Here is a 25,975-nt window from a genome sequence, read left to right as displayed (position 1 = left end):
TTCAACTATCTATATAAAAAACTTATGGGCCGATTTGGTCCATAAGTTTTTTTAGCTCCATTCAAATGGTGTTTCTTGATAAACATAATAATTAAGCCAATTAGAAAATAATAAATGGCTATGAGATCGCCACGTATTAAGTGGTTGTTTTGTATGATCATCGTTTGGAAAATAATTTTCTGGGGGATTAATACCAATCCCTTTATTTAGATCGCGCTTATACTCATCAGCCAAGGTTGTCGTATCATATTCCAGATGGCCGGTTATCATAAGATTCTTTTCATCTTTTGAAAGGATGATGAATGGACCTGCTTCGCCATTTGATAGAAGCAATAATTCTGGATGAGCTTTAATTTCTTCGCTTTGCACACTCGTATTTCGTGAATGCGGAGCAAAAAACACATCATCAAATCCCCTGAATAACTTTACAGTAGGATCGGTAATCCTGTGCTGATATATTCCGGAACATTTTTCGGATAGCTCATATTTATTAATATCATAATGATAAAATAAAGCTGCTTGGGCCCCCCAACAAATATGCATCGTTGAAGTGACATGCTCTTTTGTCCAGTCCATTATTTGTTTTAGCTCTTCCCAATACGTTACTTCATCAAAAGGTAAATGTTCAATTGGTGCACCAGTAATAATCATCCCATCAAAATACTTGGTTTTTATAGCAGAAAATGTTGTATAAAATTGGTCCAGGTGAGACTTGCTGACCGTCTTTGATTGATGTGTCTCCATATGAAGAAATGAAATATTCACTTGTAATGGCGAATTGCCAAGAAGACGTAATAATTGAACCTCTGTCTTTTGTTTTTCGGGCATTAAATTTAATATCAAGATATTCAAAGGACGAATGTCTTGAGTTGTAGCTCGTTCTTCGTCCATGACAAAGATTTTCTCTTTTTCTAATATTTCTCTTGCCGGCATTTTTAATGGTATATTTATCGGCACTTTAACTCCCCCCTCGCTAATAAAGCGCAAGCGCCTCACTCATCGACGCACAGGCATAAAAACTGTGGATATGTCAACGCTGCCACAAGACCTTGCTGTATTTAGTTCGTATTCTTCTTTCGGCTTTTAACCTGATAAAGGAAACGCGATATACAACTGAAAGCGGAAGATGCCTTTCAAGGTGAGATTGTTGTTCACTTATCGTATAAAGAAGGAAATCGTTTACTAATCGATAGACGCTATAGCTGGAAAACAAAAAAGCTAATAAACACAATTATAAAGTTGATTGACAATTTCATCAATAGTGACTTAGTTTTAATTCGATTTATCCTCGTAAAAAACGATTCGATTATAAAAAGGGTCACCCACTTTAATTTCAAGGGTATTCCAAGGCGTTTCTTCAACTCCCGGACGAGCAAACTTATAATTCTTCGAAATAAGTTTTTCATGCAGGCGCTTAATATTACCCACTTTTATTCGAATAGAGGAGCCTGGTGCCGCATCTCCATAGTGTTCTGATAGATGAATGATACATTGATCGGATGATATTTGCATGTATAAAGGTGCATTTTCATCAAAGCGATGCGTCCAATCTATCTTAAACTCTAAAAAATCTAAGTAAAATTCCTTTGCTTTTTCCTCATCGTATATTCTTAATATCGGTATTGAGCTATACATTAAGTTATGACTTGAATTCATTTTTCATCCTCCTCTAATCATCTATGTCAATCATAGAATAAATATAGATATTTTACGAGTGAAATAAGTCTTCATTTTTATAAGTATTAAATTGTCTCATACATAGTTATTATGGTATATATAAAGCAAGTTCATCTGAAAGGAGAATTCATTTTTGAAAAATTGGAAACGACTTATTACGATCCTTTTTCTGTCACTTTTAATAGGTACTGCATGCAGTAATGAAACTTCTGTTCTGCCTAAGGATCAAAAAAAAGATGAACGTATTCATAATAAACAAGACTCAGTTAGCAAGTATACTAGTTTAGCAGATAAAAAAAATAAAGACATTGAACGTAAACGAATTAAACTTACAAGCTATGCTGATGTGGTGGGTGCTTCTCTAGCTGAACCACTTTATGAATTATTGGATGTTGACAAAGAACTTACAATTTCAGGAAACATTAGGGACTTTAAACTGTTAAAAGGAAATTATGTCTGGATTAAAATGAACCATATAGACGAAAATGAATCATTTGAATATTATACACCGATAAAAAATGGTGATTACTCGCAATTAATTCATTTTTTTAATGGAGAAGGAAAATATTCAGTACAGATTCTTTTGCCTAGTACAGAGAAAGAAAATTATTATTCCGAATTTGCAGCATTTGAAGTGATAAATACCAATTCAGAAATGATTCGCGACATCACATATACCCCTTATGGATTAGATGCAGGGCTACATATTAACGAACCCGTATCAGGGCTAGTTGAAGAAAGCGAAAATGTGAATGTATCGGGTAAAGTGACAGAAAGTTCAGTTATGCTTCAAGTAGAGAAGGAAACGGATACATGGCAGCATATTATTCCCGTCAGTAATGGAAGTTTTTCGTTTGAACTTCCTCTCTTCTTCGGAGAAGGAATTCATGATGTCCACGTTCTGTTACCAGACAAGAACTTGGAGAATCGCTATCAATATGGCAGTACCTTTAAAGTTAAAAATACATCATCGAAACAAATGAAACCGATTGAATATCACCGTGGTTATGAAGAAAAAGGGATTGTACTGGACACTCCAAAATACGGTGGGTATGAGATTGATTTATTAATGCCGATTAAGGGATCTGTTGATCCTAGTGCTATAAACGCAGATAAACTAACACATTTATATATTAAATCAAAAAAAGGTCAGAATGAGGCTTTGGATGTTATACCGATTCAGAATTATCATTTTGACGAATCTATTTATTTACGATTTGGTCCAGGTGAATATGAAATTACGATAAATGTTCCTGAATTAAATCCTGAAAATAAATCGTACTTTAGTTTTTCTTCCATTGCTGCCTTAACAGTTACTAATATTGCGGTAGGAGATAATCGAGATTTGCTTCCGTCAAGAGGCATCCAATCAGAAGCACCAGAAATCGTAGCCCTTGCCCATGAAATTACAAAGAATGCTAAAGGTGATAGACAAATAGCAAAAGCAATTTATGATTATGTAGCAAAAAATATTTCCTATGATGTAGAAAAATATAATAATAGTGAATTTGAATGGGATGATAATGCTCTTAAAACACTGTCCAATAAAAAAGGTGTTTGCCAAGATTACGTATACCTAACTGTCGCACTGTTAAGGGCCAGTAACATTGAAGCTAGATTCGTATCTGGCGATGCCGGAACAGGTGCATCAAAAGAAAATCATGCTTGGATTGAAGCATATGTAGATGGAAAGTGGCTAATTATGGATCCAACGTGGGGTTCAGGCTATCTTGAAGGCGATCGCTTTGTAGCGAAATATACTGATAAATATTTTGATCCGGACAAGTCTAACTTTAATAAAACACATATTAGAGAAAACGTGGAGTATTAATAAAAAAATCCCGGCATTCACATAAAATGAAATGCCGGGATTTTTTTTGTTTAGGTCAGTCTTTATCATCTGACACTATGGATAAACTTCTAGGAGGCAGCTTCCGTCTAGCCCCAGCGCCTAGCAAACTTTCGGTTTCTTCCTAAGATTAGAAAACTTCAGCTCGCCTTTTACAGCTGCTGGCGCCAGCCCCTCGAGGTCATAAACCAGCGGCAATAAAAGTCTAAAACACGACTTTTTTGTCTCAGAACATTTACTAGTCGGCGGCCCACAGAATGTGATTAGGAAGGCGTTCCGACGTCCACGGATGTACTACTAGTGCAGGCGAGAAGCGAAAAGTCGTCGCTGTCTGAGCCTGCAACAGGACGTTTCGCACTTTTAGCCTTCCTTCAACTTCGGGCGCCTTGCGCTTTTGTTTATTAAGATCCAACCTCCTGCTTCAATTGGCTGTTGAACAAGCTATAATAAAATCCTCTATTTTTCAATAATGATTCGTGATTCCCGCTTTCGAGCAATTGACCATTATCTAAAACAAGTATTTGGTCTGCATTTTGAATTGTGTTTAACCGATGAGCAATAACCACACTCGTTCGTCCTTTCATTAATCGATACAAGGCTTCCTGGATCTTCATTTCTGTAATTGTATCAATATTACTTGTTGCTTCATCAAGAATGAGCAGCGAAGGATTTGATAGCATCGCTCTTGCAATGGATAAAAGCTGGCGCTGGCCTTGGCTTATACCACTTCCATCCTGCTTCAAAACAGTGTCGTATTGATTTGGAAGCTTCATAATGAATGAATGAGCATTCGCCATTTTTGCTGCCTTTTCCACTTCAATATCAGATGCATCTAATTTTCCATAACGAATATTTTCACGAATCGTTCCTTGGAATAAATAAGAATCTTGAAGAACGAAACCCATTTTACTTCGAAGATTATTTCGCTTTATGCTTTGCGCATTATGGCCATCGATTAAAATTTCACCTTCAGTTGGTTCGTAAAAACGCGCGAGCAAATTAATGATGGTTGTTTTTCCTGCCCCAGTCGGCCCAACAAGTGCAATTGTTTCACCTGGCTTTGCAAGGAAGCTAACATTTTTTATTGTTTGATCTTCTTCACCATAGGAAAAGGAAACATTTCTAAATTCAACTTCTCCATCCACATTTTTCAAAGTCACACTAGCTGCACGGTCCTTCTCTTCATCTTCATCCAATATTTCAAAGACCCTCTCTGCTCCTGCAATTGCCGATAATAGCGTGTTAAATTGGTTGGCTAAATCATTTAAAGGACGCGTAAACTGACGCGAGTATTCCGTGAATACGATAATGGTCCCGATTGTAATATGCCCAGTGACAGCTAACCACCCTCCAGCTCCTGCAATAATGGCAAAACTTAAGTTATTTAACACGTTCATAAGTTTTGGAATAAAACCAGAATATGTCTGGGCCCAATAACCTGCTTTTCTCAGTCTTTCATTTTTTTCCATAAATTCATCGATCATCTTTTGTTCTTGAGAAAATGTTTTGACGATCGTTTGTCCAGAGATTGTTTCTTGGATAAATCCATTCAGATCCCCTAAATATTTTTGCTGTTCCTTAAATAATTTACCCGTACGATTTGTTATCCATTTCATTCCATAAAACATGAGCGGGATGATGGTCATCGTGATAAGTGTTAGTAAAGGGCTAAGTACGAGCATTACTGTAACGGTTCCAACAAGGGTTAAAACACTAGAAAATACTTGAATGACGGAACTATTTAATGTTTGACTCACATTATCTATATCATTCGTCAATCTACTCATTAATTCTCCATGCTGTCTTTTATCAAAAAATTTAATTGGCAGACGATGGAGCTGACTAAATAATTGACTTCTCATTGAAAAAACAGTTTTTTGACCAATTCCGATCATCCAATAGTTTTGTAGAAAACTTGATAGAGAGAAGCAAAAATAGACGGCGGCAATTATAATAAGAACAAGGACAAGTGTATTCCCACTATGTTTTGCAATATATTCATCTACCGTTCTACCAATTAAATAAGGTCCTAGTAATCCTAAACCGGAGCTTAAAAGCACCATAAACAATACGAGGAACAGCTGGCTTCTATAAAAGTCCAAATACTTCCAAATTCTTATTAACGTCGACTTCCAATTTCTTACTTTTCCTATTTGTTTCTTATTGGACATCCGCCAACACCTCCTTCGCAAATTGAGATTTGTAAATATCCCTATATAATGCAGAGGATTTTATTAAGCTTTCATGCTTGCCGCTTGCTATTAACTTACCATCATCAAGCAGCAATATTTGGTCAGCCTTTCTCGCAGTACTGATCTTTTGGGTAATGATAAATGTAGTACAATCGTAATTTCGTAAAGAAGCCAATAATTTTGCTTCCGTCTTTAAATCAAGTGCACTTGTGCTGTCGTCTAAAAAGAGTAGTTTTGGTTTTCTAATAAGTGCGCGGGCAATTGATATTCTTTGCTTCTGTCCACCAGATAAGTTAACACCTTTTTGGCCAATTTTCGTTTCATACATATCCGGCAGCTTTTGAATGGTCTCATGAATTTGTGCATCTTTTGTGCTTTTAATGATATCTTCCATAGTAGCTTCTTCTTTTCCCCAACCAATATTGTTCTTCACAGAACCTGTAAATAAAATTGATTCTTGTGGAACAAAACCAATTTGTTTCCGCAGCGATGTTAAATCCATATTTTTAATATTAATGCCATCTATTTCAATTTCACCGCTCGTTACATCATATAATCTTGGGACAAGTTGAAACAATGCAGATTTTCCTGAACCAGTAGCTCCCATGATGGCAATTGTTTCCCCCGCTTTAGCAATAAATGAAATATCTGATAAAACATACGTATCAGTCCCTGGATATTTGAAATTAACATGATTAAACTCTACTTTGCCAAAGCCAATATGTTCGACTGAACCTTTTGCTGTATTCTCAAAATCTTCCGATGTAACAAGAACTTCCGAAATCCGGTCTGAAGATGCCTTTCCTCTTGAAAAAGCCATAATAATCCATGAAAGCATTGAAAGCGCCATCGTAATACGGAAACCGTAATTAACGATAGCCACTACTTCGCCAACATTGACTTTACTTTGATTAACTTCAATTGCTCCAAACCAAAGAATTAATAAAATTCCGACATTCATAACAAATAAAAGAATTGGGCCAATTAATTCAACAAGGCGCAATGCTTTGACAGTTTGATCACGCAATTGTTCATTGGCATTTCCAAAACGCTTTTCCTCAAATTTCTTTCTAATAAATGCTTTAATCAAACGCATTCCAGTAAGGTTTTCTTGCATGACATTATTTACTTTATCTAATTTTTCTTGGACAAATCGAAACAATCTGCCGCTTTTCTTCATCATCCATACTAATAATATAACGAGTATAGGTATCGGGAATATTAAGAATAAAGCAAGTTTCACATTAACAAAAAGTGCCATAGTAGCTCCGCCAATGATCAATAACGGTGCCCGCAGCGCGATTCTCAAACTCATAAAAACAGTATTTTGAACTTGAGTAATATCATTTGTTAGCCGTGTAATGAGTGATGATGACTGAAAGATTGCCAGGTTATGGAATGAAAACGATTGAATTTTTTTAAACAGTGCAGCCCTAAGATTGTACCCAAACCCTTGACTAACATAAGAGGAGAAAAAAGAATTTGTGATGCCCGCTAAGAAACTCAGCAATGACATTCCTACCATCACACCCCCCAACTTCATTACCACACTCAGATCTTCTTTAAGGATTCCTTCATCAATAATTTTTGCCATAAACATCGGATGCCATAGTTCAACGATCAGCTCTGTTAACATGAGCATCCAGGCGATTGTCATCGTAAGCCGATACGGCTTTAAATAGAAAAGAACTTTCCCCATTTTATTTACCCCCAAACCAAACAAAAAACATTTAGTAACCCGTAATTTATTATAATCATAAATCACAAAAATTAAAATGTCATGCAAATCGTTTTAATATTTTGAAATCAAAAATTTCTTTCTAACATAATTATTTAAAAGCTGCCCCAATTTTGGGGCAGCAAATTATAATTGTTAGTTATTTAGTTGGTTCATGTACTCATCTATTTTTTGTCGACTATTCATATTTTTGGCAGTATTTTGTTGGCTAGTACTTCCTTGAGTGTTTTGTTTGGCATTATTTTCAACGGTGCTTTGCTGAGCTGAACTTCCTGTCGTATTTTGTTGAGATTGATTCGCAGCAGTATTTTGCTGTGAACTTCCGGAAGTATTTAAATTAGAAAGTTCTTGAGAAAACTCAGTAAGCGGATTGCTTGTTGCTCCTGATAATACACTCTGAACTCCTGTGTTTTGGAATTTGTTCATAAAGTTTTGGATTGGGTTCATCCATTTTCCATTTTTATATTTGCGCAGGCCGTACATGGCAGCGCTAATACCAACGGTAGTTAAGAGCGGCACCCACATCTTGTTTGATTTATTTTCAGTCGATTTTCTTGTAGGAAACACTGAGTTTTTTTTCACAGACAAGGCTCCTTTTATTCGCATTGTCCAGTATTGGACAATATTATTGTCTGTATTAAATTATCCTTTATTACTGCCAACATTTGTATGAACTATCGTAATTTATACTCTACATGGTATTATATAATCTATAGATAATTAGAAAGAGGCGTTGTACTAATGAAAAAGAATTTACATATAGCTACTTTTGCTGGAGGCTGCTTTTGGTGCATGGTTAAACCATTTGACCAATGGGATGGAATAGAAAGTGTTACTTCCGGCTATGCGGGCGGCCATCTTGAAAACCCTACATATGAAGATGTAAAAAAAGGAAATTCGGGTCATTATGAGGTCGTTCAAATCACATATGATCCCGATATTTTTTCTTATGAACAATTGCTAGAAATATTTTGGCAGCAAATTGATCCGACTGATGCAGGCGGTCAATTTCAAGATCGCGGTTCTTCTTACCGTTCCGCTATTTTTTATCACAATAATGACCAAAAGACTGCGGCTGAACTTTCCAAATCACAGCTGGCATCAAGCGGCAAATTTCAAAAACCGATTGTAACTGAAATATTACCTGTTGGTACGTTTTATGAGGCAGAAGATTATCACCAAGATTTTTATAAGAAAAATGAAGCTGAGTATTTAGAAGATCGCCAAAAATCGGGTAGAGATGAGTTTATACGTAAACATTGGTGATAGGAAAAGCGTCAGCGCCTTACGATTTGAGGAACAAGCTTTGGACCAAAACTTGTGATAAAGGAAGCATGGCGATGTTAGAAAAGCTGAAGCTGCCCGGAGCGCCCCATCCTGTTGCCACACCTTCTTGACCAGCATCCTGCTGTTCTCCGGCAAGCAAAAAATCCGAGTCAAATAATTGACTCGGATTTTTTGACCTCAAAAGGCTGAAGACTAGACCAAGGCGGAGTGCTAGTCGATGGGTGCTGTAGCTTGACATAATAATTAAATTTTTTTTTTTATAAACTTAGTCCACCATTTATATGCAGCTCTGTACCAGTCACTTGTTTGGACTCATCGGCTAATAAATATACAACACCGTAAGCCATATCTTCTTCCGTTTGCATCTCACCAGTTGGAATTACACTTTCTGCCCATTTTTTAAGTTCTTCCTCGCTTGTTCCCATGCTTTCATGAAGCTCAATTTCCCCTTCAGATGCTACCCAACCGACAGTAATCCAATTGGATCTAATTTTATGTTTGGCATAATGTGAGGCAATACTCTTATTAAGTGTGCGCATTGCTCCTTTTGAACAAGAATAGGCAACTAGATTTTCCATTCCACTATATGCATTTGTAGAACCTATTTGTACAATAGATCCTCCTCCGGACTGGAGCATTTCATTAATTGCATATTTTGAGCAAAAAAATGGGCCTTTCATATTTACATCAAAAATCGTATCAAACAGCTCCTCTGTTGTTTCTAAAATGGTACCCCTTGGAAAAATACCAGCATTGTTGACAAGACCGTCGATTCGGCCAAAATGGGCAACAGATTGCTCAATTAATTCGCGACATCCTGTTTCAGATGAAATATCTTTTTGGATGAAAATTGCTTCAGTTCCGTATTTTTGATTAATTTCTCCCGCAACTATTTCACCTGCTTCTTTATTTCTTCCATTTACTACAACATTTGCTCCTTCCTTTGCACAAATATAGGCAATCCCTTTTCCAATCCCTTTTGTTGCACCTGTAATAACAATCACTTTCCCTTGAAGGCGTCCAGTCACTTTATTGCCACTTCCTTTTTGTCATCTTTTCGGATTTAAAACTACTCACTAACTATTAGTACGACATTAAACAATGTGTTTCCTGTTTTTTTCTTAATTCATTTGTTTTCGATCTGGGCATAATTGCTAGTAAGCGTGGAAGATACTTGATTTCCGAATAGATTCTGGCAAGAGACATATAGGGAAATGAAAATCGATTTGCGTCTTGATACGGCGGCAATCTCGACGAAGATGAAAGAGTCGTATAAAATCAATCTCAATTAATAAAGGCTGTTACTGCAATCAGTTTCCACCGATAGACAGAACAGCCTTTTTCGATTAAGAAGTTGTATAATCAATGCTCTCCGGATCAATTCTTTTAAGCGGTCTTTCTGCAGGGCCTTCTATAACATCCCCTTCAACTGAGAATCTTGAGCCATGACATGGACAATCCCATGTTTGGTCTCCACTATTCCAATTGACTTCACATCCCATATGAGTACATTTCGTATCTACTACGAATAATTGACCCTCAGTTGACTTAAAGGCACCGGCACGACCACCCTTTATTGTTACTGCGGCCCCTTCTCCTTCTTTAATATCCTTTAATTCTTTATCAGGGCGTTCAAATTTGCCGCTGATAAGATTTGCAGCTACATTTACATTTTGCTTTACCATCGTTTTTATTCCCGGATTAGCAGTGAATCTTGCAGGAGAATATAGCTCTTCATATCGATTTTCTTTCCCAATTAAAATATCCCTCATAAGGAGAGCGGCAACCATACTCGTTGTCATTCCCCACTTTCGAAATCCGGTCGCAACGAGCACTCGTTTATCTCCTTCATTATTACAACCGATAAATGGAACTTTATCTTCAGTGACAAGATCTTGGGCAGACCATCGATATAAAATTTCGTTTGCTCCAAATTCATCCTTTGCAAATTTTTCTAATGCTTCGTAATGTTCTTTTTCAGGTTCTCCTTGACCAGTTTTATGACCATCTCCGCTAAATAATAATATATTGTTTCCTTCGACCGTCACAGACCGTATAGATCTTTTGGGTTTTTCAGCATTAATATACATGCCACCTGGAAACTTTTTTTCCGGTCTTGCCGCAACAACATACGATCGTTCAGGGTGGAGCCGTGCAAAATAACCTCTATTATCATGAAATGGAAAATGAGATGCTGATATAACATGTTGAGCTTTTACTTTTGCACCATTTCTTAAATGGATAATGGGTTTGTCGTCAATGTCCATATGAGTGGCCACGGATTGTTCGTATATTTCTCCTCCGCTCTCTTTTATATATTCTACAAGATGTGACAAATAATGAAGTGGGTGGAACTGAGCTTGATTTTTCATGATGACGGCTCCCTTAATATTTCCACCCAATGGAATAGTTTCAGTGTATTCACCTTCTATTCCTAATCTTTTATATGCTTCATATTCTTTTTTTAGTTTTTGTACATTGTCACTGGAATTTGTATAAACATAAGCGTCTTCTTTTTTAAAATCACAATCAATTCCATGTAAGTTAATGATCTCGACAATTTGTTCAGCTGCTTCTTTATTGGCCTCGTAATAAAGCCGCGCCTTGTCTTCTCCAAAATGTTGAATAAATTCATCGTAAATTAAGCTATGCTGGGCTGTAACTTTTGCCGTAGTATGCCCTGTAGTTCCATTTATAATTTTGCTCGCTTCAATTACTGCTACATGAAAGCCTTCTTTTACTAGCATATATGCTGTTGTGATTCCTGTAATTCCACCACCTACTATCGCTACATCCACATTTAAGTCTTTTTCTATAGACGGAAATGACGGAAGGTCTGTAGATTTAATCCAGTACGATGAAAGTACTTCCTCTCCATTATTTGGAATGCTCATGTGCGGTCCTCCCTTTTTATTCTCTACTACTTGATATCCCCCATTTCTATAAAAACATGTACAAAAAAGAAAAAAAGCGGGCATTTGCCCGTTTACAGAACTATAGAAAAACTCGACTGAAGATGAATTTGTCTTAGTGTAGGTATTAAAACATTCGAATATGGTGTATGGCATTGCTATCATTATCATCGAATATTTATTTTATATTTAATTCATCGGAAATAAAGCTAAAATCAACATGATCATTTATTCGATGCAAAAAAATGAAGCTTAAGAGCGATCATATCTCATATCGTAAAGCACTTTATAGGAACTTAGTTTTAATGATTCTTGTGATTGCTATATAGAATCCGCCACTTTTATAATAGATATCTCTATTATTAACTGTTTTCCGATGATAGTTGGTTTCGAACAAAGAAATACACAGAAGCTGTGCTGCCCGAATATACGTATACTCCTGTGGGAAATTCGAGATAGGCAAGACCCACGCAAGGCGCAGCCTGATGAGGCTTGCCATCCGCCCGCGGAAAGCGAAGTATATTTGGGCTGCAAACTTAGCCAAATATAAAATCGTAAAATAGATTACTAACCAATCGGTAATTAATCTCTATCTCACTATATAAACTGGATCAGCAACAAGTAGGCTCGCAAAACGCACCCGGAAAGCAAGCGCCTGAAGCGATCTACGCCTCATACTACCGTTTCCTTTCAAAATTACAAAAAACATCGAGAGGAGTACTCTCGATGTCTTTTTCCGACAATCCGCAACCGAACATTAGCTGGTTAATTATATTATTTTGGAATAATATCACCTTTATTAGAAATTTCAACATCAATTGAGATGGATTGCAAATACTGAAGAAAATAATCTCTTTCTTCATTCTCTCCAGGGATGATTTGGCCTTTTGAAATAATAAACGGGTCAAAATTCAACGAGATTTGATTGCCTTTAAATGTTACGTTCAATAATCCAGTTTGTGCCGATTTATTTTTTACATAAGGCGGAAATAAAAAATTACCGAGCGAATATGCTACAGGCATTCCATTATAATATTGGAAGCCTTGAAGCCAGTGGGGATGAGAACCAACAATCAAATCAACACCAAGCTTTTGTAGTTCTTTCACATATTCATATTGATAGTCAGCTTGATTATTTCGTTTCTCTATTCCCCAATGAAAATAGACAATTGTGTAATCAGCGTCCCCTTTTTGATCCATAATCGTTTTTTTAACGAGCTCGAGATCATACCCACTAGGAATACCTGATCGATCATTTTGGGCAATCCACCCAACATCCGGAAGGAAGCGAACAAATGAGAAAAATCGGAACTTTTTTCCTTTTATTTCGATTTCTTTAGAGGAATACGCTTCTTCAGCGTTTCTACCAGCTCCGATATAATCAAAATCATATTGCTCTACATATTTTAGCGTATCATCCAGTCCATTCCTCAAATAATCCAAAGTATGATTGTTTCCTAAATTCAACATATCAAAACCAGTATTCTTCAATGCTTGAAGACCTCTAGGATCTGATTTTATCCAAAATAATTGGTTAGGATCTTTTGCAGATTTATCTGTAAAAACTGTTTCCGCATTTACAAATGCATAGTCTGCCTTTTGAACCTTTTTTGAAACATGCACAAAAGGAAAATCGTAACCATTAGCCGCAAGGATAGGACGTAGATCCCAATCAAACATTGTATCACCAGCAAAAATGATATGGATTTCGGCATCATCTTATGGAGGTTCCTCTATAGGAGCAGAATGTTTGTTTTCCACCTCTTCTTCTTTGGAGGATGTTTGGATGCTTGAATTCTTTTTACTATTTTCCTTGAGGGCTGGGATTGGTGTATCTATATGATGTTTTGAGGATTTTATGATATAGCCGAGAACACTTGTGATTTCAATCATGAGATGAATCGGCTTCGAATCGGGCGTGATTTCATATCACGTTAACGATTCGACATATGCCAAAATACAGATTGCATATAGACTCTGGATAATCGTAACTCAATCACAAAAAGGTGCTAACATATGGTACATTGATATTTAAAGAGTTCCCTGAGTTAAAAGGGACACTCTGGGGTGGTCATCTCTGGAACCCTTCTTATTTTGTCGCAACCGTTAGCGAACAGACAAAGACCCAGATTTGTCAATACATTCAAAATCAGAAGGGAAGGTGAGCATCCCTTGATCGTGAACAAAGCCTATAAGTTCAGAATCTATCCCACTAAAACACAAGAAGTCCTAATCGCCAAAACCATCGGTTGTTGCCGTTTTGTTTACAATTATTTTGTAGGAAAACAAAAAGGGAAAGACGCCTATTGGCATATGGTTGCGGAAATGGTTCAAAACGGACAACTCCCTAGGAAAAACTGGAAAGGGGAATTTTTCCATAAGAATAAGTCGATTAAAGCTCTTCCAGAGTTGAAGAAACACTATCCATTCTTGAAAGTATCGCCTGCAAAAATCGGTTGAAATCGTCCATGAAGCCTATAGAAGATATTACAAGAAGCAAAATGATGAGCCTCGCTTTAAGTCAAAAAGAAATCCTGTTCAATCCTACACAACGAAATATGTAAATGGAAATATTGCCGTGCTGGGCAAACATATAAAACTCCCAAAACTGGGACTTGTACGCTTTGCGAAAAGTCGAGAAGTTCATGGGCGAATGATCAATGCCACCATTCGGCGGAACCCTGCTGGTAAATATTTTGTTTCCATTCTTGTTGAAGTGGATATACAGCCCCTACCCAAAACAGGTTCATCCATAGGGGTCGATGTTGGATTAAAAGATTTTGCCACTCTATCGGATGGAACCGTATACAAAAATCCAACGTTTTTTCGCGCGTTAGAGGAAAAGTTAGCCAACGCCCAACGCGTCCTATCCAGGCGACAAGCAGGCTCCGCCAATTGGCATAAACAACGAGTGAAAGTCGCCAAGATCCATGAAAAAATCACGAATTCACGGCAGGATATACTGAATAAAATCTCCACCCATCTTGTCAAAAACCACGACTTGATTGGGATGGAAGATTTAGCTGTAAAAAAGATGCTTAAAAATGTCCATCTTGCAAAGGCCATCAGTGAAGTATCGTGGTCACAATTCAGAACGATGTTGGAATATAAAGCAAAATGGTACGGAAAACAAGTCGTCCTTGTTGCAAGGAATTTTGCTTCCAGTCAATTTTGTTCTCGTTGTGGTCATAAACATAAAGCCGTTAAGGATCTTGCGTTGCGTGAGTGGACTTGCCCATCATGCGAATGCCTTCATCAACGTGATCTTAACGCAAGTATCAATCTTCGCAATGAAGCATTGCGATTAACCGCAGGAACTGTGGGGATAGCCTAATCCATTAGAAGCCAAGGGGTTTCTGTACCTAGGAATCTTACGGCTTTAGCCGTGAGAGGTTCAAAGATTCATAACCTTGCCACTGTACTAGCAAAATAAGCAAACAAGAAAATAGAAAAGTTAATAATCCAATAAAGAGATGTCGATTTCTTTTCCGACGTCTCATTCTTCTATATTTTGATTTTCTATCCAATACTTTTCTCCCCCTGAAAATTATAGTATTATAATTTTCTAGAGGGAAATAATAAATTTCATTTACAAAATAAGCCAATTTTCAGCATTTTTTTGCAGGATGAGTTTACATAAAAAAGACCAACTTATTAAAGTCGGTCTTTACAAACATTTTAGCTAATTACGGGCAATATTCTTGTTTCTTTTTCCATCTCCGATTTACAGATCGGACAAACGGTTTTTTCATCTGAAGAAAAGGCATCCCTCATCCAACATGAACAATCTTCATTCGTGCATGACCAAACTACTGTTTCCTCTTCAGGGATAGGTTCCTGAGGTCCCCTTCTATAAGCCATGGCAAGATCCCCCTTCTTATTGATATTTATATTATACGCTAACATTCAATATAAACCAAATCGGTTTCCACGATTTGCTTGAACCCTTTTATTTACTAGGATTACGATAAGAAAACGTGCTATAATGTTTTGGAATATGTATTAATTGGAGGAATGGATGTACCTTGATTACTGTATCTAATGTTGGTCTCCGATACGGCGACCGTAAATTATTTGACGATATAAATTTAAAATTCACACCTGGAAACTGTTACGGCCTTATTGGGGCAAACGGTGCGGGTAAGTCAACTTTCGTTAAAATTCTATCAGGTGAAATTGAACCACAAACAGGATCTGTTGCAATCACATCCGGTGAACGTTTAGCTGTACTGAAACAAGATCACTTCCAATATGAAGATGAAGAAGTAATTAAAGTTGTTATTATGGGGCACACTCGGCTTTACGAAATTATGCAAGAAAAAGATGCCATTTATATGAAAGCCGACTTTTCTGAAGCTGATGGAATGAGAGCTGCGGAACTTGAAGGAGAGTTTGCAGAATTAAATGGATGGGAGGCAGAATCTGAAGCCGCTATATTGCTAAAAGGTCTAGGCATTCAGGAAAACGTGCATTCTAAAAAAATGGCCGAACTTTCAGGTTCTGAAAAAGTAAAGGTTCTCCTCGCTCAAGCATTATTTGGGAAACCGGATATTCTTCTACTTGACGAGCCGACGAACCATCTTGATATTAAAGCCATTCAGTGGCTTGAAGAGTTTTTGATCAACTTTGAAAATACTGTCATTGTCGTTTCCCATGACCGCCACTTTTTGAATAAAGTGTGTACTCATATTGCTGATCTTGACTTCGGTAAAATTCAAATTTATGTCGGAAACTATGATTTCTGGTATGAATCAAGTCAGCTGGCACAAAGAATGGCTCAAGATGCAAATAAGAAAAAAGAAGAGAAAATCAAAGAATTACAAGCTTTTATCGCAAGGTTTAGTGCAAATGCATCAAAATCAAAACAAGCAACATCAAGAAAAAAATTGCTGGATAAGATTACACTTGATGATATTCAGCCTTCTTCCCGTAGATATCCATTTGTAGGCTTTACGCCTGAGCGCGAAATAGGGAATGATTTATTAAGGGTTGAAGGGCTTACTAAAACGATTGACGGAGTAAAAGTGCTGGATAATATAAGCTTTATCATGAATAAAAATGATAAAATTGCACTTGTAGGAAGAAATGAAATAGCCAAAACGACATTGTTAAGAATATTATCAGGAGAATTAGAACCAGATGCTGGTAATTTTAAATGGGGAGTCACAACATCCCAGGCTTATTTTCCGAAAGATAACTCCGAATTCTTTGATGGCTGCAATTTAAACCTGGTGGATTGGTTAAGACAGTTCTCACCTCAAGATGATAGTGAAAGTTTCTTGCGTGGATTCTTGGGAAGAATGTTATTTTCTGGTGAAGAAGTTTTGAAAAAAGCTTCTGTTCTTTCAGGTGGAGAAAAAGTAAGATGCATGCTATCAAAAATGATGTTAAGTGGTTCCAATGTACTTCTATTGGATGAGCCAACGAACCACCTTGACTTAGAATCCATTACGGCACTCAATAATGGTCTAATAAATTTTAAAGGATCTGTTATTTTTGCGTCCCATGACCATCAATTTATACAAACGATTGCCAATCGCATTATCGATTTAACTCCGAAAGGAATCATCGATAAGCAAATGACGTATGATGAATATCTCGAGAATGAGCAGCTTCAAAAACAGACAGAAGAAATGTACGCATAATAAGCAACAAATACCCGGATGTTATGTGAATTCCGGGTATTTGTTATCCTTTCATCAATAAATGCTCTGTTTTTAAAATAATTTTTTCTACTTTTTCGGCATTCCTCTTATACATTTGTTTTGCCTCTTCTGAATCGGTTTGCAGAGAAAAAGATTCTAAATCGGCTTGGCATTTTTTTAATGCACTTAAAAGACTTTGCTTTGGCATAGGTTCGGGAATTTGAATTTTGTCATCATAAATATCAACGGTTAGTTGACCATAAGAATCAATTTGCCCTACAAATACATTGTCAATCGCCACATTTAATTTTTCAAGCTCCAATTCTAGCCATGCCCTAGTTAAACCACTTGCGGCCAAACCTGCATCCATTATTTCTCCTTCTAAAATAACGGTTTGAGGTACTTTTTCGGGTGCGACATCGAGTTGTAAATCGGCAGGTGTGATCGGCTGTTTTTCTTTTTTAAGCATTATATTCAAATCACCATTTGCTTCGAGCACTGCAAATTCTACGTCTGCAACTTGAAATGCATTTTTCTTCCTTAATAATTGCATTAGCTCATCTACCGAGTACTGTTCTTTCTTTAAATTCTCTTCTTGTATTTTTCCATCTTTAATTACAACAGTTGAAGTACCTTCAATAAAGCTTCTTGCCTTTTTACTTTTAATTCCAATAAGTCCAGCAATTAAAGGAATAGCCGTCCAAACGAGTAAACTATAAATTCCATTCATAAAATTACTTTCAAGCCCGGTTGAAATTTCTGCCGCAATGCTACCAATTGTTATACCTGCTACATATTCAAAAAATGAGAGGTTTGACAACTGCTTTTTCCCAAGCAATTTCGCCAGTAAAAAAAGCACAATCACTAAGAAGGTTGATCTTAATATTATTTCGAGCCAACTTGGGACATCCATTCTACTCCCCCCTCATGAATTTCTATACTGCAGTTCTTCCGCTTTCATGTATTCAACTCTCTGCCGCAGATCATGAATTACATCATCAATCTCTATCATGCATTCATGAAAAACTGCACTTGCCCTTTGGTCTGCCGTCATTTGAGCTAAGCGACTGAATTCAGATTGTATGGCCTTTGTACTCGCCAAGGTTGCTTTTACATTTGTAAATACAGTCATAAGGAATTCCTCCAAGAGTTTAAAGGAGCAGAGTGATGCATTCATCACTCTGTTCAGTTAGCGATTTTTCACTGATTATATTGCGGTTCTTCTTGCATAATTTCTTGCATACGAGGATTTAAGGTGTCAATAACAGCTTGTGTTTGTTGGGCACACATTTTATACAGTTGTTTCGCTTGTTGGTTATCCGTATCTAGAGCGAATCCTTCTAAACTGGCCTGAGCTGTTTTAAGACCTGTAATTGTTTGTTGTACTTTATTAATGACTGTCAATGAATTACCCTCCCTATAATTGTTCTATAGAACGTTTCTATTTTATGATTTATGTACATGCAATATTAGATGAAAAAAATACCTATCGTTTTTGATAGGTATTTTCACAAATTATTCTAATCGAATATATCGATAAATATGGCTCACGATCACTTTTAATAAAGCATAAGCAGGAACTGCCAGTATTAATCCAAGTAGTCCGCCAAATTGACCGGCAACTAACAAGACAAAAATAATCGTAAGTGGATGCATATTCAACGCTTTTCCCATAACAAACGGCGAAACAAGATTACTTTCAAATTGTTGAACAACAACCGCAACGATTACGACCAACAATGCTTGTAAAGGAGATGTAAATAGTCCGACTATAACAGCTGGTAATGTACCAATCCATGGCCCTACAAATGGAATAACATTCGTTGCCATTGCTAGAACTCCAAGTATAAGAGCATAATCCAGACCTATAATTAAATATCCAATAAAAGCAAGAGTACCAACGCAAACACTTACGATGAGCTGACCTTGAATGTATGAGCTTAATGCCCCATCCATTTCCTCTAATATTTCATCAGCTTCTTTTTGATGCCTTTTCGGCAATATTTTCTCTAAAAACTTCGGTGCATGTTTCCCATCTTTTAACATGAAAAATAAAACAAATGGCACTAAAGCAAATATCATAACCATGTTAGCAATAAAGCCTACAGTACCTGCAATTTTTGAACCAAATCCTTGCAAGATCATACTTGCGTTTTGTTCGAACTGTTTTGTAAATTTCTCTATTGAAAAGTAGTCGCTTTGATGGATTTGCAAAAACCATTCTTTTTCTGTAAGCGATGTAGCCCAAAGCTGTATGTTATGGGCATATGCAGGAATATTTTCAATTAAAAGGTTAAATTGAGTTTGTAATTCTGGCCCAATTAATAGCACTACCCCTGCTCCAAGTCCTGCAATAGCAATAAACATGATAATGATTGATAATGTTCTGGGAATTTTTTTTGAAAGAAAATTAACCGCAGGCCGCAATATGTAATATAATACTCCCGCTAATAAGACGGGCGGAAATAACGTTTTAATAATAATAACAAGCGGGGTGAATATAAAGCTAATTTTTGTTCCAAGTAAAATGATTAAAAAAATCATAATAATGGCAATGCCCAATTTAAACCATTTTTCTTTAAGCATATTTCTCCTCATTTCTCTCTTTTTCCAAGGCTCTGTCCTGATATTATCGCATTTTTCCTATGAAATTCCAATGGTTTCTATTTTTATCATAGCGTATATTAAACAGGTCCGATATAATTAGTGTGTCGAAATAATTTATTAGGAGGATTAACATGGAAGCTACCGAAAAACGATTATCGCGTTTTGAAGTTCCTGAACATCTTACGTGGGATTTGCGGGACCTTTTTCAGACTGAAGCCGAATGGGAAAATGAATTAAAAGCTGTTCAGGAAAGTCTACCTAGCATTACTTCATTTAAAGGACATTTAGGAGAAAGTTCAAACAAATTACTTGAATGTTTAAATGAAATGGAAGCTTTGCAAAAAAGAATTATCCGTGTTTCCACTTACTCAAGTTTGCGCCAATCAGCTGATGGAACTGACCCTGTTAACCAAGGGAACTCATCTAAAGTTGCTAGTATGCTCTCCAAAGTAAATGCGGATTTATCTTTTATTCAATCTGAAATATTGGACTTGCCTGATGGTACAGTTGATACATATTTAAGTGAAAATAAAGATTTAAAAAAGTATTCTAAATACTTATCGGATATACTTGAAAAAAAACCATATAAACTTTCTCCTGATACAGAAAAAGCTTTAGCATCACTGGGAGAAGTATTAGATGCCCCCTATACAATATATCAATTCAGTAAGTCTTCTGATATGCAGTTTGATTCGATTCACGATGAAAATGGAAAAGAGCTGCCAATGTCATTCGCTTTATTTGAGGATCGCTATGAACTCGTTCCGGATACAGATTTGCGAAGAAAAGCTTATGATTCTTTTGTTAATACATTAAAACAATATAAAAACACATTTGGTGCAAACTATGCTACTGAAGTAAAAAAACAAGTTTCAATGTCGCGTCTACGCAATTATGAATCAGTAACACATATGCTGCTTGCGCCACAACAAGTTTCATTAGAGATGTATCATAATCAATTAGATATTATACAAAAAGAACTTGCTCCGCATATGCGCAGATTTGCAAAGCTGAAAAAAGAAGTATTGAATTTGGATTCTATGAAATTTTGTGATTTAAAAGCACCACTTGATCCGGAATTCAATCCTAGTACAACATATGAAGAGGCTTCAGAAACGATATTATCTGCATTATCTATAATGGGTGAGGAATACAGTGAAGCCATGAAGAAAGCACTTACTGAACGATGGGTGGATTTAGCAGATAATATTGGTAAATCTACAGGTGCTTTCTGCTCAAGTCCATACGGAGTCCATCCATATATTTTAATGACATGGACTGATACAATGAGAGGTGCCTTTATTTTAGCTCATGAGCTTGGCCACGCAGGCCATTTTTATATGGCGGGACGCAATCAAGACTTAATCAATACGCGCCCTTCCATGTATTGTATCGAAGCCCCATCTACGATTAATGAGCTAATTCTTGGAGAGCATATATTATCTAAAGCCGATGATCCACGTATGAAACGTTGGGTTATACTGCAATTGCTTGGAACATATTACCATAACTTTGTCACACATCTGTTGGAAGCTGAATTCCAACGTAGAGTCTATTCATTAGCAGAAAGCGGAACTCCTCTTACTGCAAGTGTTTTATGTGAACAAAAAGGAAATGTATTAAAAGAATTCTGGGGAGATACGGTCGAAATCGATGAAGGTGCTAGTCTTACATGGATGAGACAGCCACATTATTATATGGGATTGTATCCTTACACTTATTCAGCAGGATTAACAGTTGCAACCGCTGCAGCCGAAATGATTAAGGAAGAAGGCCAACCAGCCGTTGATCGCTGGCTTGATCTGTTAAAAGCAGGTGGAACATTAAAGCCTCTTGATCTTATTAAAATATCTGGGGTTGATATGTCTAAACCAGATGCAATTAAAAAAGCAGTAGCGTATGTCGGATCATTAATTGATGAACTAGAAAAAAGCTATAAATAAGAACAAAAGTACAAATGCTTCTCATTGCTCTACTAACTTCATGGATTTCGAGTACAAACTGATGTAAATTGATTTTAGAGAGCATGATAGAAAGTTTGTATGAGGATAGTCGTTGGAGAAAACTTTTCAAAAAACGTTTCCCCATTTTACTTTCTCAACCATATATAAAACCCGATATCCAATCCTGGATATCGGGTTTAGTTTTATATTAGTTAATAGCCATTTCTTCCTGTAAAAGGCTAAGTCTTTCTTTCACTTCTTCTTCCGTAAGGCCATGTTCTTTTATATACATATTTCTTGGATGAACACGACATTCTTCTGTGCAGCTGCGCAAATATTTATGCTCATTTTCTTCTGAGCAAAGAAATTGTCGATTACATTCTGGGTTAGCGCAGTTGACATATCGCTCACATGGAGTACCATCAAAATATTCACGACCAACAACAGTATGTTCTTTTTGATTGACAGGAACAGCTATCCTCTCATCAAATACATAGCATTGTCCATCCCATAGTTCACCTTGGACTTCAGGATCTTTTCCGTACGTCACAATCCCGCCATGCAGCTGTGATACATCTTCAAATCCTTCTTTTAATAGCCAACCAGAGAACTTTTCACAACGGATGCCGCCTGTGCAATATGTTAATATTTTCTTGCCTTCAAATTGTTGCTTATTTTCTCTTACCCAATCAGGCAGATCACGGAATGTTTCGATGTCTGGGCGAATAGCTCCTCGGAAATGACCTAAATCAAATTCATAATCATTACGAGCATCTAAAACGACCGTATTTTCATCTTTCATAGCCTCATAAAATTCCTTAGGGCTTAAATATTTCCCTGTGATTTGATGTGGATTAATATCATCTTCTAAGCGGAGTGTCACAAGTTCGGCACGAGGCCTAACATGCATTTTTTTGAAAGCATGATTATCTGCTTCATCAATTTTAAAAACCATTGTTTCAAAGCGTGGATCATTATTCATTTCATTCATATACGTTTCCGTTTGATCCCAAGTACCTGAAACCGTTCCATTAATTCCTTCAGTTGCTACTAAAATACGTCCTTTTAAACCGAGTTCTTTACAAAAAGCTAAATGACTTTTTGCGAATTCCTCTGGATCTTCGATATGGACATACTGATAGTACAGCAATACCCTAAATTTTTCGTTTTCTGACATGACAAAATACCACCTATCAACTTATATTTGCAAGATATAAACGTGTTTAGGAGGATATAGTTTCGGATCTACCGAAGATATACACTTTATTCTTACACCAAGGTATTTTACAGTCTATATATAAAAAAATCAAGACTGAACTTACTTCCAGTAAATTTCCGAGATTAAATATTTTTCTACTGAAAAATATTTGAGTTATAATAATATTATATAAATATTAGTAGTGTTTAGCTCAGTATAATGAATAGCAAATTTCTTCTCTTTTTCCCCACGATATTTTAAAGGACCAGAAGTTTGTAAAGCTAAGAGCTCGCGCTTTTCTAGAAAGGATGAGGATATGAACGATGCTGAACAATTTGTAAGGACAATAAAACATAAAAAACTACCTAGGAAAATACTTTTCTTTCGAGCCCTCTTCGTAACAATCGGCGCTGCATTAATGGCAGTTGCTCTCGAATTATTCCTCGTACCCAACCATATATTGGACGGGGGAATCACAGGAATATCCATCATTATAGCCCATTTTACAGGTTGGCGTTTAGGAATTATTATCTTTGCACTCAATCTTCCATTTATTTATATTGGCTACAAACAAATTGGAAAAACATTCGCTATGACGACTTTATACGGAATTTTCATATTATCTGTTACATCCATACTTCTTCACAATATGATTGTCGTAACGGAAGACCTATTATTAGATACTGTTTTCGGCGGTATTATTCTCGGGATGGGTGTTGGTATCGTCATTCGCTACGGAGGATCATTAGACGGAACTGAAGTGCTGTCAATTTTACTAAATAATAAACTCCCTTTCTCAGTCGGTGAAATCATTATGTTTTTTAATTTCTTTATTTTTACTACCGCAGGTTTTGTTTTTAGTTGGGAAAGAGCAATGTATTCTATTATTACTTATTTTATCGCTTTTAAAGTGATAGACATTGTCGTAGAAGGATTGGATGAATCGAAATCTGCCTGGATCATTACGGACAAAGCAGAGGAAGTTGGCGATGCCATCTTAGCAAGACTTGGGCGTGGTGTTACTTATTTAAAAGGAGAAGGTGCATACACGGGTGATGATAAAAAAGTCATTTTTTGTGTGCTCACGAGACTGGAAGAAGCAAAATTAAAATCAATAATAGAGGAACTCGACAACAGCGCATTTCTCGCGATTGCCAATATTTCAGAGGTGCGTGGGGGAAGATTTAAGAAAAAGCATATACATTAAATACAAGGCTATCCATTTTATAGCTTAGACTGTAGTACTCAAAGTAAACATCACCAGAACTTAATACAACATCAGACTTCGAAAGGTTATGTTGGAAAGACTGATGATTTTCATCATACAAAAGAAATATACTCTCGCTGAAAAGAGTCCATAAAACAGTCTTTGCGGATGCAAAAGAAAAGCATAGTATGCGCTAGACAACTCTAAGGGGCATTAAAGAAGTTCTCTATGCAGTGGATGCTTACTTTTTGTGTCATGAACATAAAAAAATTAGCAAGTTGAACTTGCAACTATCTTGAGTAAGACTCAATCTATTTGATTGGAGCGCCTTTCCCCTACACTTCCATTTAAAAATGAAAAGACACCGAGATGTGGAACTCTCGATGGCTTTTATCGACAATCTGAGCTGTCGATTAGGCAGCTCTTTGATTAAGAATTTAATTCTCTAACCTTTTTATCACTTGGCAATAACCATGTTAATACCCCAATGATTGGCAGGAAACTACATATGATCATAACAAATTTTATACTAAATATATCTGCAAGAGTCCCAAAAAATACTGCACCGACAGCCCCCATTCCGAAAGCGAATCCTACAATCAGACCGGATACCATTCCGATTTTTTTTGGAACAAGTTCCTGAGCGTAGACGACTGTTACGCTAAAGCTGGATGTAATGATAAAACCGATAAGGAAGAATAATGGGATAACCCAACCAAGTGATACGTATGGCAGAATTAATGTAAGTGGAGCAGCTCCCGCCATCGAAATAAAGATGATATTTCTCATCCCGAATCGATCCGCAAGCGGCCCCCCCAAAAAAGTCCCAAGTACACCGGCAAACATGAAAATAAATACGTATAATTGTGCTTCTTTAATCGTAAGTCCATAGTCCTTTATTAAATAAAATTGATAAAAGTTGCCGATGCCAGCAGAATACCATGAACGGGCTATAACTAAGAAGACGAGCAATCCTATAGCCGCTTTTATTTTCGGATGAATAGGTGTTCCATTTGTTCCTTTTTTTTGTTTAGTAGGCATAAATGCCTCAGTTTTAAGCTGTGATTTATACCAGTTAGACACTACTAATAGAAGTAAAATTCCCATTACAGCCACTAAAGTGAATCCAAGTGCTCCTTTTTGACCGAAGCGTACAAAAATAAAAGCGGTAAATATAGGTGCTAGCGATTGTCCAAAATTTCCTCCTACCTGGTAAATAGATTGTGCCAATCCCCTTCTTGTTCCAGCAGCCATGTATGAAACCCTGGAACCTTCTGGATGAAACACAGCCGATCCAAGACCGATAAAAAATACCGATGCTAAAATTACATAGAAATTTGGAGATAGTCCAAATCCAATGAGACCGACCATACTTAAGAACATTCCGAAAGGTAAGAGAAATGGCGAAGGTTTTCTATCTGCAAAATAACCTAAAACTGGCTGCATAACAGAAGAAGTCATATTCAAAACAAATGCAATCCACCCAATTTGTGCATAAGATAAATTCAATGTTTTCTCAAAAATCGGATTCATAGCAGGTACAACAGATTGAATAGCATCATTAAAAAGATGACCACCGCTTATTGCGAATAAAATCCCGTAAACGGTCGCCATTTGCTGCGTTGCTTTTGGTGCTTTTATTGCTTTCGCTGTACTCATATATACATCTCTCTTTCTAGTAAAAAACAAAAATGGTATGTATGTAATTATACAATACCAT

Annotated in this window: 21 protein-coding genes and 3 pseudogenes; 8 read left to right on the top strand and 16 right to left on the bottom strand. The window is 36.6% G+C overall.

Annotated elements, in window-relative coordinates:
* Nucleotides 1–51: 51 nt before the first annotated feature.
* Both metA and KHA96_RS03845 read right to left on the bottom strand, forming a co-directional pair.
* A complete protein-coding gene (gene metA, locus KHA96_RS03850) occupies nt 52–957 on the bottom strand; it encodes a homoserine O-acetyltransferase MetA (protein WP_213127956.1) in 906 nt (301 codons plus the stop codon).
* Between the two features lie 315 nt (nt 958–1,272).
* The gene (locus KHA96_RS03845; protein WP_249315253.1) at nt 1,273–1,656 is read right to left on the bottom strand and encodes a glyoxalase superfamily protein; all 384 of its coding nucleotides are present in this window, start codon (nt 1,654–1,656) and stop codon (nt 1,273–1,275) included.
* Nucleotides 1,657–1,810: 154 nt separating this feature from the next.
* On the opposite strand from KHA96_RS03845, the gene KHA96_RS03840 reads away from it, so the two are divergent.
* Nucleotides 1,811–3,508, top strand: a complete 1,698-nt coding sequence (locus KHA96_RS03840; protein WP_213127955.1) for a transglutaminase domain-containing protein — start codon at nt 1,811–1,813, stop codon at nt 3,506–3,508.
* Nucleotides 3,509–3,927: 419 nt separating this feature from the next.
* On the opposite strand, the gene KHA96_RS03835 is transcribed toward KHA96_RS03840, so the two are convergent.
* The 3 genes from KHA96_RS03835 to KHA96_RS03825 all read right to left on the bottom strand — a co-directional run bounded on the left by KHA96_RS03835 (nt 3,928) and on the right by KHA96_RS03825 (nt 8,038).
* A complete protein-coding gene (locus KHA96_RS03835) occupies nt 3,928–5,697 on the bottom strand; it encodes an ABC transporter ATP-binding protein (RefSeq protein ID WP_213127954.1) in 1,770 nt (589 codons plus the stop codon).
* On the bottom strand, nt 5,687–7,417 hold the full coding sequence (locus KHA96_RS03830) for an ABC transporter ATP-binding protein (protein ID WP_213127953.1): 1,731 nt from the start codon (nt 7,415–7,417) through the stop codon (nt 5,687–5,689). Before KHA96_RS03830 ends, KHA96_RS03835 begins: the two co-directional genes overlap by 11 nt.
* Nucleotides 7,418–7,591: 174 nt before the next feature.
* Complete coding sequence (locus KHA96_RS03825; protein ID WP_213127952.1) at nt 7,592–8,038, bottom strand: hypothetical protein; 447 nt, start codon at nt 8,036–8,038, stop codon at nt 7,592–7,594.
* A gap of 159 nt (nt 8,039–8,197) precedes the next feature.
* Here KHA96_RS03825 and msrA point away from each other — a divergent pair, with 159 nt between their 5' ends.
* On the top strand, nt 8,198–8,722 hold the full coding sequence (gene msrA / locus KHA96_RS03820) for a peptide-methionine (S)-S-oxide reductase MsrA (RefSeq protein WP_213127951.1): 525 nt from the start codon (nt 8,198–8,200) through the stop codon (nt 8,720–8,722).
* 19 nt (nt 8,723–8,741) lie between these two features.
* Here the strand turns inward: msrA and KHA96_RS03815 are convergent, their stop codons facing one another.
* The 4 genes from KHA96_RS03815 to KHA96_RS03800 form a co-directional block, all read right to left on the bottom strand.
* Complete coding sequence (locus KHA96_RS03815; RefSeq protein WP_213127950.1) at nt 8,742–8,981, bottom strand: hypothetical protein; 240 nt, start codon at nt 8,979–8,981, stop codon at nt 8,742–8,744.
* Between the two features lie 19 nt (nt 8,982–9,000).
* Nucleotides 9,001–9,771, bottom strand: coding sequence for an SDR family NAD(P)-dependent oxidoreductase (locus tag KHA96_RS03810; RefSeq protein WP_213127949.1), 771 nt, complete (start codon nt 9,769–9,771; stop codon nt 9,001–9,003).
* Between the two features lie 318 nt (nt 9,772–10,089).
* Nucleotides 10,090–11,637: an FAD-dependent oxidoreductase gene (locus KHA96_RS03805; RefSeq protein WP_213127948.1), complete on the bottom strand. Its 1,548-nt coding sequence runs from the start codon at nt 11,635–11,637 to the stop codon at nt 10,090–10,092.
* A gap of 792 nt (nt 11,638–12,429) precedes the next feature.
* Nucleotides 12,430–13,353, bottom strand: coding sequence for a CapA family protein (locus KHA96_RS03800; protein WP_349305708.1), 924 nt, complete (start codon nt 13,351–13,353; stop codon nt 12,430–12,432).
* Between the two features lie 326 nt (nt 13,354–13,679).
* On the opposite strand from KHA96_RS03800, the pseudogene KHA96_RS03795 reads away from it, so the two are divergent.
* The 3 pseudogenes from KHA96_RS03795 to tnpB all read left to right on the top strand — a co-directional run.
* Nucleotides 13,680–13,820: pseudogene (locus KHA96_RS03795) on the top strand (transposase); the annotation flags it as partial.
* Nucleotides 13,821–13,827: 7 nt separating this feature from the next.
* A pseudogene (locus tag KHA96_RS23455) lies at nt 13,828–13,933 on the top strand (helix-turn-helix domain-containing protein); the annotation flags it as partial.
* 195 nt (nt 13,934–14,128) lie between these two features.
* Nucleotides 14,129–14,989, top strand: a pseudogene (tnpB, locus tag KHA96_RS03790) (IS200/IS605 family element RNA-guided endonuclease TnpB); the annotation flags it as partial.
* Nucleotides 14,990–15,333: 344 nt separating this feature from the next.
* On the opposite strand, the gene KHA96_RS03785 reads toward tnpB, so the two are convergent.
* Nucleotides 15,334–15,516, bottom strand: coding sequence for a cold-shock protein (locus KHA96_RS03785; RefSeq protein WP_213127946.1), 183 nt, complete (start codon nt 15,514–15,516; stop codon nt 15,334–15,336).
* Between the two features lie 164 nt (nt 15,517–15,680).
* Here KHA96_RS03785 and KHA96_RS03780 point away from each other — a divergent pair, with 164 nt between their 5' ends.
* Nucleotides 15,681–17,300, top strand: coding sequence for an ABC-F family ATP-binding cassette domain-containing protein (locus KHA96_RS03780; RefSeq protein WP_213127945.1), 1,620 nt, complete (start codon nt 15,681–15,683; stop codon nt 17,298–17,300).
* A gap of 43 nt (nt 17,301–17,343) precedes the next feature.
* Here the strand turns inward: KHA96_RS03780 and KHA96_RS03775 are convergent, their stop codons facing one another.
* From KHA96_RS03775 to KHA96_RS03760, 4 genes are all read right to left on the bottom strand, one after another.
* Entirely contained in the window at nt 17,344–18,213 is an 870-nt protein-coding gene (locus KHA96_RS03775; RefSeq protein WP_213127944.1) for a DUF421 domain-containing protein, read from the bottom strand.
* 12 nt (nt 18,214–18,225) lie between these two features.
* Entirely contained in the window at nt 18,226–18,432 is a 207-nt protein-coding gene (locus tag KHA96_RS03770; protein WP_213127943.1) for a DUF1657 domain-containing protein, read from the bottom strand.
* Between the two features lie 68 nt (nt 18,433–18,500).
* Nucleotides 18,501–18,704: a DUF1657 domain-containing protein gene (locus tag KHA96_RS03765; RefSeq protein WP_213127942.1), complete on the bottom strand. Its 204-nt coding sequence runs from the start codon at nt 18,702–18,704 to the stop codon at nt 18,501–18,503.
* 111 nt (nt 18,705–18,815) lie between these two features.
* The gene (locus KHA96_RS03760) at nt 18,816–19,886 is read right to left on the bottom strand and encodes an AI-2E family transporter (protein WP_213127941.1); all 1,071 of its coding nucleotides are present in this window, start codon (nt 19,884–19,886) and stop codon (nt 18,816–18,818) included.
* Nucleotides 19,887–20,038: 152 nt separating this feature from the next.
* Between KHA96_RS03760 and pepF the strand changes: the two genes are divergently transcribed.
* On the top strand, nt 20,039–21,850 hold the full coding sequence (gene pepF / locus KHA96_RS03755) for an oligoendopeptidase F (RefSeq protein WP_213127940.1): 1,812 nt from the start codon (nt 20,039–20,041) through the stop codon (nt 21,848–21,850).
* 208 nt (nt 21,851–22,058) lie between these two features.
* Here pepF and trhO read toward each other — a convergent pair whose 3' ends face one another.
* Entirely contained in the window at nt 22,059–23,027 is a 969-nt protein-coding gene (gene trhO, locus KHA96_RS03750; protein WP_213127939.1) for an oxygen-dependent tRNA uridine(34) hydroxylase TrhO, read from the bottom strand.
* A gap of 337 nt (nt 23,028–23,364) precedes the next feature.
* On the opposite strand from trhO, the gene KHA96_RS03745 reads away from it, so the two are divergent.
* Complete coding sequence (locus tag KHA96_RS03745) at nt 23,365–24,255, top strand: YitT family protein (protein ID WP_213127938.1); 891 nt, start codon at nt 23,365–23,367, stop codon at nt 24,253–24,255.
* A 429-nt stretch (nt 24,256–24,684) separates the two neighbouring features.
* Here the strand turns inward: KHA96_RS03745 and KHA96_RS03740 are convergent, their stop codons facing one another.
* Nucleotides 24,685–25,914 carry an MFS transporter gene (locus KHA96_RS03740; RefSeq protein WP_213127937.1) on the bottom strand — a complete coding sequence of 410 codons (1,230 nt, stop codon included), beginning with the start codon at nt 25,912–25,914 and terminating at the stop codon, nt 24,685–24,687.
* Nucleotides 25,915–25,975 lie beyond the last annotated feature (61 nt).

The organism is Bacillus sp. FJAT-49711, from assembly GCF_018343715.1.
Lineage (GTDB): Bacteria > Bacillota > Bacilli > Bacillales > Bacillaceae_C > Lederbergia.
This window is presented reverse-complemented; position numbering and strand designations above follow the sequence as displayed.

Bases quoted from the DNA above. Each gene is read 5' to 3' on its own strand.
- KHA96_RS03845 (WP_249315253.1), bottom strand. From the start codon at position 1,656: ATGAATTCAAGTCATAACTTAATGTATAGCTCAATACCGATATTAAGA.
- KHA96_RS03835 (WP_213127954.1), bottom strand. From the start codon at position 5,697: ATGTCCAATAAGAAACAAATAGGAAAAGTAAGAAATTGGAAGTCGACG.
- KHA96_RS03830 (WP_213127953.1), bottom strand. From the start codon at position 7,417: ATGGGGAAAGTTCTTTTCTATTTAAAGCCGTATCGGCTTACGATGACA.
- msrA (WP_213127951.1), top strand. From the start codon at position 8,198: ATGAAAAAGAATTTACATATAGCTACTTTTGCTGGAGGCTGCTTTTGG.
- KHA96_RS03815 (WP_213127950.1), bottom strand. From the start codon at position 8,981: ATGTCAAGCTACAGCACCCATCGACTAGCACTCCGCCTTGGTCTAGTC.
- KHA96_RS03805 (WP_213127948.1), bottom strand. From the start codon at position 11,637: ATGAGCATTCCAAATAATGGAGAGGAAGTACTTTCATCGTACTGGATT.
- KHA96_RS03785 (WP_213127946.1), bottom strand. From the start codon at position 15,516: ATGGCTTATAGAAGGGGACCTCAGGAACCTATCCCTGAAGAGGAAACA.
- KHA96_RS03775 (WP_213127944.1), bottom strand. From the start codon at position 18,213: ATGGATGTCCCAAGTTGGCTCGAAATAATATTAAGATCAACCTTCTTA.
- KHA96_RS03770 (WP_213127943.1), bottom strand. From the start codon at position 18,432: ATGACTGTATTTACAAATGTAAAAGCAACCTTGGCGAGTACAAAGGCC.
- KHA96_RS03760 (WP_213127941.1), bottom strand. From the start codon at position 19,886: ATGCTTAAAGAAAAATGGTTTAAATTGGGCATTGCCATTATTATGATT.
- pepF (WP_213127940.1), top strand. From the start codon at position 20,039: ATGGAAGCTACCGAAAAACGATTATCGCGTTTTGAAGTTCCTGAACAT.
- trhO (WP_213127939.1), bottom strand. From the start codon at position 23,027: ATGTCAGAAAACGAAAAATTTAGGGTATTGCTGTACTATCAGTATGTC.
- KHA96_RS03745 (WP_213127938.1), top strand. From the start codon at position 23,365: ATGAACGATGCTGAACAATTTGTAAGGACAATAAAACATAAAAAACTA.
- KHA96_RS03740 (WP_213127937.1), bottom strand. From the start codon at position 25,914: ATGAGTACAGCGAAAGCAATAAAAGCACCAAAAGCAACGCAGCAAATG.